Below are 10,286 nucleotides of genomic sequence, written 5' to 3'. Positions count from 1 at the left end.
TCACATGGTTCGCAACTGTTGGATTAATCCTTTTCTTTGCGCGTCCCATCCAATGAAAAAATGAATGTTTCTTCCTTAATTATCTATTTCGGGATGAAGCCGTGAGTGGAGTAAGTGATATCAATGTTGATTTTGGTGATGGCCCAATTAATATGACAGTAACGTTTTCATCGGCATACCTTGGAGGTACAATTATCGTTAAAAAAGCAAATCTTGGTGTGCAAGATTTCAGGTTATTTTTTAAAGATCGTCTTCGAGTTACCGTTTATCATCAACCGTATGTTCATCTGCCGTTTTCTTTGCCGGTGATTCCTGTTCCGCTTACAGTGTCACTTTCGACACATTTTGAAAAGCCCTTTTGTTTTCTATCTTTTCCTTTTAATACAGGTAGTACTTGGAATCTGAGTGCGACTAATTTTACCATCAATGGAAATCTTCAATCCATCTGGTTCAAAATTCTCGACGTGGTCAACAAACTTGCAAACCGATTTGGATATGAGTTATTACCTCCTGAAATAGCTGCACTGCTGCCCATTGTTTATATCAATGAGACATTACATGCGTTAGGTATCGGGAATCGCTTTTCAATTCCTGAAATACCGTATGCTTTTTCCTGTTTTTCAACAGAGAATGTTACTGTTCCTGCAGGAACCTATACTTGTTATAATGTTTCGATCCTTGGGGGACTTGCGCATTATTACTATGCACCCGCCGCAGGAACAATTATAAAACTATCAGGTAACTTTCAAGAAGTGTTTCCCTCTCTGAAAAATATTAATATCGAGTTGCTTCAGACAAACTTTCATTAACCTTGATCCATTTTTTTCTCATAAAAAATGATTATTTGAATGGAAAAAGTGTAGGTGTTTGAATAATAAAGTGGAGGCTACCTGAATTTTGAATCGTATTCCCCTTTGTTGATCGCTTGGATAACCTCTGTTGGTTTTTTTCCTTCAACAGTTACACCCATTGATGTGCAGGTTCCAATGATTTCTTTAGTTCGATTTTTCAGATCTTTTCCAAGCAGACTTGCTTCTTTCATTTTTGCAATCTTGATCGCCTGATCAATTGTGATATTCCCAATTTTTGTCTTTGAAGGAGTTCCTGAACCTTTTTCCGCTTTGACCTCTTTTAGTATCAATGCTGATGCAGGCGGGGTACCGACTTCAATCTCAAAATTTTTTGTTTTTGGATCAACAATAATCTTTACCGGTACTTTCATTCCTTGGAATTGCTTGGTTTTATCGTTGATGCTGTTGATTACTTGCATGATGTTAACACCAAGTGGGCCAAGAGCTGGGCCAAGTGGAGGAGCAGCAGTTGCTTTTCCACCATCGACGAGTGCTTCTACTTTTTCAGCCATGTTACTTTACCTCTTCTTTTTTACCTTCTTCCTCTTTACGTTTAATGATTCGCACTTGTTCTCCTCGAACAGTAATAGGAATTGGAACGAGTGAATCAAGCAGTTCAACCGTAATTTCCTCTTTACTATAATCAATGTGGGTAATTTTTGCTTTTTCACCTCGGAATGGTCCTGCAACCATTTCGACGATATCTCCTTCAGTGATTTTTGCAACAGCTGACGTGGGGGTTAGAAAATGTTCGATTTGTTCAATGGGAATCTCACCTTCAAGCATGTTCCGAGCGTAGGAAATCGTTTTGATTAAATTTTTAATAAGTTCCTCATCAAAAGCCTCGATAAAAATATAGCCTCTAAGTTCAGGAGTTACTAGGATTGCTGGGATATTTAGTTTTGATTTTTTCGCTCGGCTGTTGATTAAGTCGGCGCAGTTTTGTTCCTTTCCAACTTGTGTTTTAACGGTAAACAACCGTGATTTTTCTTCAAGAGGTGGTTGAAAATTGGTATTTTCCATGATTGTTCCCAAACCTATCAATTATTTATAACCTAATGCCGTGAGAATCCATGGGGCGACAATTTCTCGTATGATATAAATAACAAAACCGAGTGCTCCAACTATGATAATGCCTAATCCTGTGATTTTTAGTGATTTTTCATATTCTTCAGTGGTTGGTTTCCGTGCCATCATCAAGACTCGTCCGTATTTTCCTTTGCCGATCCGTTGCTGTCGTGCTTCAATTTTTTGCTGCAATTGCCATGCTTTTTGGATAATTCCTGGTTTTTCTTCCACTGGTAACACCTATACTATGTACGAAAGCGTCAAAGAGTAGGATATATATAAATAATATGCTTGTTTTTCTGCACCGTTTTCCTGTGGTTCATGTAAAAATATATATTATGTGATTACGTCGATTCCGATCCCTGATTCTTCAGTTCGATGACTTGGACCAAGGATTTGTTTTGATTTAACACCAGTTATGACAAGCATTGTACGTATCGTTTTACGAAGCTTCGGATCAACAGTTGTTCCCCAGATAATACGAGCGTTTTTGTCGATTTTTGCATAGACTTCTTCGACAACCTGCTGGGCTTCTGCAAGCGTCATATCGTCTCCACCGATAACATTTACCAGTGCACCTGTGGCTCCGGAGATATCGACTTCGAGAAGTGGTGAATTTAACGCTTCTAATACCGCGTTGACCGCTTTATTTTCACCTTCCGCTTCGCCAAGACCGATCATAGCAACACCGCCACGTTTCATTACTGTTTTTAAATCTGCAAAGTCAAGGTTGACCAATCCAGGCATGGTGATCATTTCTGTTATCCCTTTGATTGATCGCATGAGTACTTCATCTGCAACTTTAAACGCAGCATTGAGTGCAAGATTTGGGACGATCTCGAGGAGTTTATCGTTGGGAATTACAATAACTGTATCACAGGTTTCTCTGAGCCGTCGCAGACCTAACTCTGCGTTATCTGCTCGAACTGATCCTTCTACTCCAAACGGTGTCGTAACAACGCCAATAGTGAGTGCTCCTGATTCTTTTGCGATTTGAGCAACCACTGGGGCAGAGCCAGTTCCTGTTCCCCCGCCGAGACCACACGTGACAAACACCATATCTGCAGGAGTTATCGCGTTTCTGATATCTTGTTCGCTTTCTCGTGCAGCTTCTTCGCCAATTTGCGGGAGGGAACCAGCACCAAGTCCACGAGTTAGATGACGTCCGATGAGAATTTTATGAGGTGATGGTGATAGGAGAAGATGTTGTGCATCGGTGTTAATTGATATTAACTCAGCACCAACGATGTTTGATTCAAAACATCGTGCTATAGTATTACTTCCAGCTCCACCGCACCCGACAACCTTAATTGTTGTTTTTAAACCTGCTAAAACTTCTTCTAATTCATCATCTTTGACGCCAGCAATTTTCATGGTGTTTTTTGTTTTGTCAGTTTTTCCTGTTTTTTTCTCGTCTTCAGTTGGTTTTTCCGATTCACATATTTTGTCAATGTCTTGAACAGCAGCGTTCGCAGCAATAACATCTTCAATAATCTTTTTCATGAATAGTGCCCTCCATCCTTCTTAATAATTATTACTTAATCCCACCTCAAAGAATACTGTTTTAATATATTCTTTTCAATATAGTAAAGCAGATTTAATTTTTAAACATTTCCTATACAACTGGAAACATCAAAGTGGATTTTTTGTGATGTGAGATTTTTTTTAAAAGTCGTCTTATTTTTTCCATATCTTCATTGAGAAATCCTTGTTCTGAATTGAGTGAGTTAAACAACCCAACGAAATCCGATCAGCAAAAGGAGCATATTTTTCAATATTTTTTTTGGTGATTCTCCCAGAAATTTCAATGAAGATATGTGGATTGATTGAACGAAGTTTTTTTGCTGTTTCTGCGGCTTTTTGTACCGAGAAATTATCAAGCATGATGATCTCGACGCCACAGTGAGCAGCACGGAGTGCATCTTTAGGTGTTTCAACCTCAATTTCGATTTTTCTCTTAGGATATTTTTTCCGAATTTTTTGTACGGTTTCTTCCAGAGATCCAGAAATGTTCAAGTGATTATCTTTTATGATAATGGCGTCGAATAGACCGTAACGATGAGAAAATCCACCGCCGATCTCAACAGCATTTTTTTCATATCTGCGAAAACCAGGTGTTGTTTTTCGTGTGGCAGCAATTTGAACATGAGGATTGATCTTATGAGCTCGGACTACCACTTCATGGGTGGCAGACGCAATACCACTCATACGTCCAAGGATATTGAGTGCAAGACGTTCAGCTTTTAACAGAGATCGGGCAGATCCGGACACTGTTGCGACAATACAACCTTTATTGATTGCTGTTCCATCTATAACTTGTGCACGGAATGAGCAATGAACGAAACGAAATACTTTTTCAATTTCTCGTATACCAGCTACGATACAGTTTTGTTTGGCAAAGATTTGGCCTGTACCTTGTTCAGTATGAAATAAAGCATTAGAGGTAATGTCACCTTTTTTTCCAAGATCTTCAGCAAGAAAGTAAGCGATTGTGTTTTTTGTCATCAATACATTTTATAACAGGATCATGTTTTAAGGTTTTGGTTTTTACTATGAAACTCGGCATTATTGGATGTGGCGCTATTGGAACTGATGTTGCACGTGCTGCTGATCATATGACTGATATTACAACAATATATCTCCATGACAAAAATCCAACAGCTGCTCAGAAATTGTGTAAACAACTATCAAAAGCAAGAATTACCTCCGTTGACCATTTTCTTCATGATGTTGATGTTGTTTTTGAGGCAGCATCTCAAGAAGCAGTTGTTCAATACGCTGAGCAGATACTTGCTCATAAAAAGCATCTTGTGATTATGAGTATTGGTAGTCTTTTTGATGATGTATTTCTTGATAAGTTAAGGTCTCTTGCTCGGAAAAATAACTGTAAGATATATCTTCCTTCAGGAGCTGTTTGCGGTATTGATGGTGTTTATGCAGCAAGTCTTGAACAACTTGATAGCGTTACCTTAGTTACTACGAAACCGCCGAAATCTCTTGGTACTGACGTTGATAGACGGACGGTTGTATTCCAAGGTACTGCACGTGATGCAGTCAAAGAATTTCCAAAAAATATTAATGTTGCTGCATGTCTCTCACTTGCAGGTATTGGTTTTGACCGTACGAAGGTTCAAATCGTTGCCGATCCTGTCGAAACCCGTATAAATCATAGAATACTTGCGCATGGTCGATTTGGGCGGTTACGTGCTGAAATTGAAAACATGCCAAATCCCAATAACCCTCAATCAAGTTATATGGCATCATTATCAGCTATTGCGATACTTCGGCGAATCCTTGATCCAATTCAAATCGGATGAATATTAAGGTTTCATCGTTACTAAATAAAGGTGTAAAGATAAAAGATAGGTTTATATAGAGGTTTTTGACACAAACCATTTTTTATTCCAGGTACGTAGTGGTGTATGTATGACCTTTGAAATCAAACACCGAGATGCAGCAGGAAGAATTTGTAGATTTACTACAAAACATGGGGCGGTTACCACCCCGACGCTTATGCCAGTTATCAATCTTAATAAAATGATCATCACCCCAAAAGAGATGCAGCGACTTTTTGGAACTGAAATCATCATTACAAACTCATATATCATAAACAAGCATCCTCATCTTCGAGATCAAGCACTTGATCAGGGGATTCATTCTCTTGTTGGTTTTGATGGACCAATAATGACTGATTCTGGAACATTTCAGTCCTACGTGTATGGAGATATTGATGTTGATCCTATACATATTGTCAAATTTCAACAACAAATAGGTAGTGACATTGGTACCATTCTTGACCTTTTTGGAACACCGAATCAAACCAAAAACCAAGCACGCTCCACGATCAACGAAACCCTCCGCCGAGCTCAGATAAGTATACCTGAAAAAAAAGATATGCTTCTTGCCTGCACCATCCAAGGATCGGTATATCCAGATCTTCGATATCTCTGTGCACAAAAAATGAGTAGACTTGATGCTGATTTTTATCCGATTGGCGGCGTTGTTCCACTGATGGAAAACCAACGGTACGCTGATCTGACAAGAATTATTCTTGCATCAAAACAAGGATTAAACCCAGCAAAGCCAGTGCATCTCTTTGGCGCTGGGCATCCTCTCATTTTTCCTCTTGCGGTTGCGCTTGGTTGTGATTTTTTTGACTCGTCAGCATATGCAAAATACGCGGCAGATCAACGTCTTATCTTTCCATGGGGGACAGAACAACTTAGTACCATTTCGGAGCTTCCTTGCACCTGCCCGGTATGCACCCATACAACAGCAGCTGAACTGAAAACAATTGAGCAAAACGAACAAATTAAACTCATTGCACAACATAATCTCTATGTAAGCTATGCTGAGCTCAAAAACATCAGAAATGCTATTCAACAGGGTTGTCTTTGGGAACTTGTTGAACAACGAGCAACAAGTAATCCTCATCTACTCGAAGCGCTCAAAGAATTACGAAAAAAAGAAAGTAAAATATGGCTTGAACAATTCGAACCAATCAGTAAAACCCACGCAGTTTTTTACACAGGAGATCATACTATCCATCGGCCAACTATATACCGATATCATCAACGTCTTTTGCATAACTATCAAAAAAAACATGATACAACCATAGTATTTCCTGACACCAAGCGACCCTATGCTACGACCTATACTACGCACATTAATAAAATTTTATCAATATATGATGCAAATCTTGTTGTTGCATCTCCGTTTGGGCCGATTCCCCTCGAACTTGATGAAATGTATCCTGCTGCACAATGTGTTTTTCCACGAACCATCGATTGTGAAACACAGGAGCTCGCTAAACGTCTAACAGAGATTTTTCTAAAAAAGCAGAGGAGAAGATCGCTTCTTACGCTTGTTAAAACAAAAAAATATGCAGCAGCAACTCCAGTTTCATCTGAGGTTTTTGAACAGTTGAAAATCGGTGCAATGGCAGATATGCAATTTGGCCGAGGTGCGGGTACTGCATTATTTGCTGGGCGTCTCCGTATTATAAAATCAAAGCATACGAATAAAATTCGCATGATTCTTGTCGATGATACTCATGTTGTTTCGTTACGTGCTCATGATGGTTTATTTACGCTGAAATATCACGGAGGGGAAAGATTGCATCGTGCATTTAAAAAACCACGTCTTCGTGTTATTGTAAAAAAAGATGCAGTTCCCTTCGTTCATGAAGGAAAAAGTGTTTTTGCAAAATTTGTTATCGATTGTGATCCGAAGCTTCGCCCGTACGATGAATGTCTGATTGTTGACGCTAAAGATACCTATCTTGGCGTTGGTCGTTGTATTTTGAACCGATCTGAAATGCAATCATTTTTGTATGGTATTGCAGTTCAAACCAGGGAAACACAACCGCAAGGATAAAGTTTCGGCAATTATCGAAAAACAAAGGAACAATTATAAAAATGATGAGTTGTTTTCTGTGATTAAAATCTAACAAGTTGGAGTACGATAGCATATGGATCAGGAAAAAACATCAGCTATTTCTGGATTTTATAAATTACCGATTAATCAACGACGGGAAATTATTCAAAAATTTGCTGGTTTAACTGAACAAGAACGCAAGATGTTCGATACACCTCTTGAACTTATTACTGCGGATCGAATGATTGAAAATGTTCTTGGGACCTTTGAGCTGCCACTGGGCATTGCATTAAATTTTAGAATCAATAATAAAGATTATGTTATACCTATGGTTACCGAGGAATCAAGTGTTGTTGCAGCAGCAAGCAATGCAGCAAAAATCGCTCGGATACGAGGAGGATTTACGGCAACCTGCACAGAACCTCTGATGATTGGTCAACTTCAAATACTGCATGTCAACGACATCCCAACAGCGGTACAAAAGATAGCACATCATAAAAAAGAACTTTTAAAAATCGCAAATGATCAAGATAAGATACTTACGGGTCTTGGTGGTGGAGCAACCGATCTTGAACTGAGAATTCTTGATAGTCCGTATGGAAAAATGATTGTTGCTCATCTCATTGTCGATGTTCGAGATGCGATGGGCGCAAATGCGGTTAATACCATGTGTGAAGCTCTTGGTCCAATTCTTGAAGATATCACTGGTGGAAAAGTACGTTTGAAAATACTTTCAAATCTTGCTGATCGACGGCTTGTGAAGGCAACAGCGGTTTTTGATCAACAAGCAATGGGTGGACCACATGCTGTGGACGCATTTCTGGAATCGTATACACTTGCGGTCCTTGACCCGTATCGAGCAGCAACTCATAATAAAGGTATTATGAATGGTATTGATGCTGTTTTGATTGCGACTGGAAATGATACACGTGCTGTTGAAGCAGGAGCACATGCCTACGCTGCACGAGATGGAACCTATACGTCGTTAACAACGTATTCAAAGGATGATACAGGTAATCTGGTTGGAGAAATTGAACTTCCTATGGCTGTTGGTATTGTTGGAGGTGCGGCAAACATGCATCCTAAAGCCCAGCTCTGTCGGAGAATTCTTGGTGTGACGAGTGCACAAGAACTTGCAATGGTCATTGGTAGTCTTGGCCTTGCACAAAATTTTGCAGCGGTATTCGCACTTTCGACAGTAGGTATTCAAAAAGGTCATATGAGCCTTCATGCAAAAAACATTGCAGTCATGGCTGGAGCTCAAGGTGATCAAATTGAAAAGATTGCAGAACGTATGATTCAAGAAAAGAAAATTAAACTTGATCGTGCGAAAGAGCTTCTTAAGGAACTTTAAAACACTTGAGCTGCGATATCTTCTGGTTCCCGTTCGCAGTAATAGCATTTTATCCGTGTGGGGTCCTTACAGATGACGTGAAACCGACTTTTGACAGGTTCGCGTCCATTTGATACACAGGTCGGATTTGAACAATGAATCAAGTCAACAATCTGATCTGGTACTTGAACTCTATGTTTTTTTACGACTTCATAATCACGGATGATATTAATTGTTGCTCTCGGTGCAATTAACGCAATCTTATCAACTTCTTTTGGGTCAAGTTCTCGGTTTTCAACTTTAACGATATCTTTTTTTCCACTTTTACCAATGACATTCATCGCGACGCTGACAACAGCGCTTGTTGATTCGGGGATTTTAAGAATATGTAACACCTTGACAGCGTAACCGGCGGTGATATGGTCGATTACAGTGCCATTTTTAATTGGAGTGATCTTTAATTCCTTCAATTTTTCTTCCCTCCAAGAATCAATGAAAGCAATGCCATCCGCATTGGTATTCCATAGAAAGCTTGTTTGAAATAGAGTGCATGTGGTGTTGTATCAACTTCGGGATCGATTTCTCCAACACGTGGCAATGGATGCATAATGATTAACTCTTCACGTGCATCTTTTAATAATTCTTTAGTTACTTTATAGCAGCCAGCAACTTTATTGTATTCTTCTGCGTCAGGAAATCGTTCACGTTGTATACGGGTTACATAGAGAACATCAGCATCTTTTATTGCTTTTTCGAGATTTGTTGTGTTTGTTGGCTCTACGCCAAATTCTTTGCAGGATGAGATTACTTCCTTTGGCATTCGAAGGGATTCCGGGGAAACAAAGGTGAGATTTGCTTGAAATAATGACAATGCATAGGCGAGAGAATGGACAGTACGACCATATTTTAAATCGCCGACGAGAACAATATTTTTTCCTTCGATCTTTTTACGTTCCATGATGATCGTAAATAGGTCAAGTAAACATTGTGTTGGATGTTGTCCGGCACCATCGCCAGCATTGATCACAGGAATTTCTGAAAATTCTGCTGCCAATCTTGCTGCACCTTCTTGTGGATGGCGAATCACAATAACATCGCTATATGCAGCTGCCATTCGAATAGTATCAGCAAGACTTTCCCCTTTTTTCTGAGACGTACCTGTTGGATCAGAAAATCCAATGACATTTCCCCCGAGTCGGAGCATAGCGGTTTCAAAACTGAGTCGTGTTCGTGTACTTGGTTCAAAAAATAACACCGCTAGGATTTTATTTTGTAAAATCCGTAGTTGCTTCTTACCTGTTGCATAGGGAATCATTTTTTTTGCATAGTGGATAAAAAAATTAATCTCCTCTTTAGAAAAGTCTTTGATCGAGATAATATCTCGGTTTTTAAAATCCATTGGCCATCAAGGGATATCGAATAAGGTTTTTATTTAATAAAGTTTTTGAACTGGATGAACTAGAAGAATTCAGAATGTTCATTGAAGTTTTTTTTCTCGATGATACCGTAAAAAGCATACTATTTTTGTGATTAGAGTTGTATGTTTCTAAACATCAAAAAGTTAATATACTAATGGAAATGCTTCTTCAGATGGATTGAAGATGCTTAAAAATTAAGGAAGATTTATTAATATATGGGTATTCATATACACATAATGG

The 10,286-nt window shown here is 39.0% G+C and carries 11 protein-coding genes; 4 read left to right on the top strand and 7 right to left on the bottom strand.

The annotated features are described in order from the left end of the window. Positions 1-101 precede the first annotated feature (101 nt). On the top strand, positions 102-809 hold the full coding sequence (locus tag QXL17_02355; GenBank protein MEM4257977.1) for a hypothetical protein: 708 nt from the start codon (positions 102-104) through the stop codon (positions 807-809). 77 nt (positions 810-886) lie between these two features. On the opposite strand, the gene QXL17_02350 is transcribed toward QXL17_02355, so the two are convergent. The 5 genes from QXL17_02350 to nadC all read right to left on the bottom strand — a co-directional run bounded on the left by QXL17_02350 (position 887) and on the right by nadC (position 4,424). After that, positions 887-1,363, bottom strand: a complete 477-nt coding sequence (locus QXL17_02350) for a 50S ribosomal protein L11 (GenBank protein MEM4257976.1) — start codon at positions 1,361-1,363, stop codon at positions 887-889. Position 1,364: 1 nt separating this feature from the next. After that, the gene (locus QXL17_02345) at positions 1,365-1,874 is read right to left on the bottom strand and encodes a transcription elongation factor Spt5 (protein MEM4257975.1); all 510 of its coding nucleotides are present in this window, start codon (positions 1,872-1,874) and stop codon (positions 1,365-1,367) included. Positions 1,875-1,895: 21 nt separating this feature from the next. Next, complete coding sequence (locus QXL17_02340) at positions 1,896-2,150, bottom strand: protein translocase SEC61 complex subunit gamma (GenBank protein ID MEM4257974.1); 255 nt, start codon at positions 2,148-2,150, stop codon at positions 1,896-1,898. Positions 2,151-2,255: 105 nt separating this feature from the next. Further along, complete coding sequence (gene ftsZ / locus QXL17_02335) at positions 2,256-3,293, bottom strand: cell division protein FtsZ (GenBank protein ID MEM4257973.1); 1,038 nt, start codon at positions 3,291-3,293, stop codon at positions 2,256-2,258. Positions 3,294-3,596: 303 nt separating this feature from the next. Further along, positions 3,597-4,424: a carboxylating nicotinate-nucleotide diphosphorylase gene (nadC, locus tag QXL17_02330; GenBank protein MEM4257972.1), complete on the bottom strand. Its 828-nt coding sequence runs from the start codon at positions 4,422-4,424 to the stop codon at positions 3,597-3,599. A 47-nt stretch (positions 4,425-4,471) separates the two neighbouring features. Between nadC and QXL17_02325 the strand changes: the two genes are divergently transcribed. The 3 genes from QXL17_02325 to QXL17_02315 all read left to right on the top strand — a co-directional run bounded on the left by QXL17_02325 (position 4,472) and on the right by QXL17_02315 (position 8,649). Further along, positions 4,472-5,236: an aspartate dehydrogenase gene (locus QXL17_02325; protein MEM4257971.1), complete on the top strand. Its 765-nt coding sequence runs from the start codon at positions 4,472-4,474 to the stop codon at positions 5,234-5,236. A gap of 109 nt (positions 5,237-5,345) precedes the next feature. Further along, positions 5,346-7,295 carry a tRNA guanosine(15) transglycosylase TgtA gene (gene tgtA, locus QXL17_02320; GenBank protein ID MEM4257970.1) on the top strand — a complete coding sequence of 650 codons (1,950 nt, stop codon included), beginning with the start codon at positions 5,346-5,348 and terminating at the stop codon, positions 7,293-7,295. A 94-nt stretch (positions 7,296-7,389) separates the two neighbouring features. Continuing rightward, the gene (locus tag QXL17_02315; protein ID MEM4257969.1) at positions 7,390-8,649 is read left to right on the top strand and encodes a hydroxymethylglutaryl-CoA reductase, degradative; all 1,260 of its coding nucleotides are present in this window, start codon (positions 7,390-7,392) and stop codon (positions 8,647-8,649) included. On the opposite strand, the gene pyrI is transcribed toward QXL17_02315, so the two are convergent. Together pyrI and pyrB are read right to left on the bottom strand one after the other, a co-directional pair. After that, on the bottom strand, positions 8,646-9,098 hold the full coding sequence (pyrI, locus tag QXL17_02310; GenBank protein MEM4257968.1) for an aspartate carbamoyltransferase regulatory subunit: 453 nt from the start codon (positions 9,096-9,098) through the stop codon (positions 8,646-8,648). The two genes, QXL17_02315 and pyrI, sit on opposite strands and share 4 nt — an antisense overlap. After that, positions 9,095-10,027 carry an aspartate carbamoyltransferase gene (gene pyrB / locus QXL17_02305; GenBank protein MEM4257967.1) on the bottom strand — a complete coding sequence of 311 codons (933 nt, stop codon included), beginning with the start codon at positions 10,025-10,027 and terminating at the stop codon, positions 9,095-9,097. The genes pyrI and pyrB overlap by 4 nt, the downstream gene beginning before the upstream one ends. Positions 10,028-10,286 lie beyond the last annotated feature (259 nt).

The sequence above is a fragment of the Candidatus Thermoplasmatota archaeon genome, from assembly GCA_038884455.1.
Taxonomy (GTDB): domain Archaea; phylum Thermoplasmatota; class E2; order DHVEG-1; family DHVEG-1; genus JAWABU01.
This window is presented reverse-complemented; position numbering and strand designations above follow the sequence as displayed.

Excerpts from the sequence above, each read along its gene's own strand:
- QXL17_02350 (MEM4257976.1), bottom strand. The coding sequence starts at position 1,363 with ATGGCTGAAAAAGTAGAAGCACTCGTCGATGGTGGAAAAGCAACTGCT.
- QXL17_02345 (MEM4257975.1), bottom strand. The coding sequence starts at position 1,874 with ATGGAAAATACCAATTTTCAACCACCTCTTGAAGAAAAATCACGGTTG.
- ftsZ (MEM4257973.1), bottom strand. The coding sequence starts at position 3,293 with ATGAAAATTGCTGGCGTCAAAGATGATGAATTAGAAGAAGTTTTAGCA.
- nadC (MEM4257972.1), bottom strand. The coding sequence starts at position 4,424 with ATGACAAAAAACACAATCGCTTACTTTCTTGCTGAAGATCTTGGAAAA.
- QXL17_02325 (MEM4257971.1), top strand. The coding sequence starts at position 4,472 with ATGAAACTCGGCATTATTGGATGTGGCGCTATTGGAACTGATGTTGCA.
- tgtA (MEM4257970.1), top strand. The coding sequence starts at position 5,346 with ATGACCTTTGAAATCAAACACCGAGATGCAGCAGGAAGAATTTGTAGA.
- QXL17_02315 (MEM4257969.1), top strand. The coding sequence starts at position 7,390 with ATGGATCAGGAAAAAACATCAGCTATTTCTGGATTTTATAAATTACCG.
- pyrB (MEM4257967.1), bottom strand. The coding sequence starts at position 10,027 with ATGGATTTTAAAAACCGAGATATTATCTCGATCAAAGACTTTTCTAAA.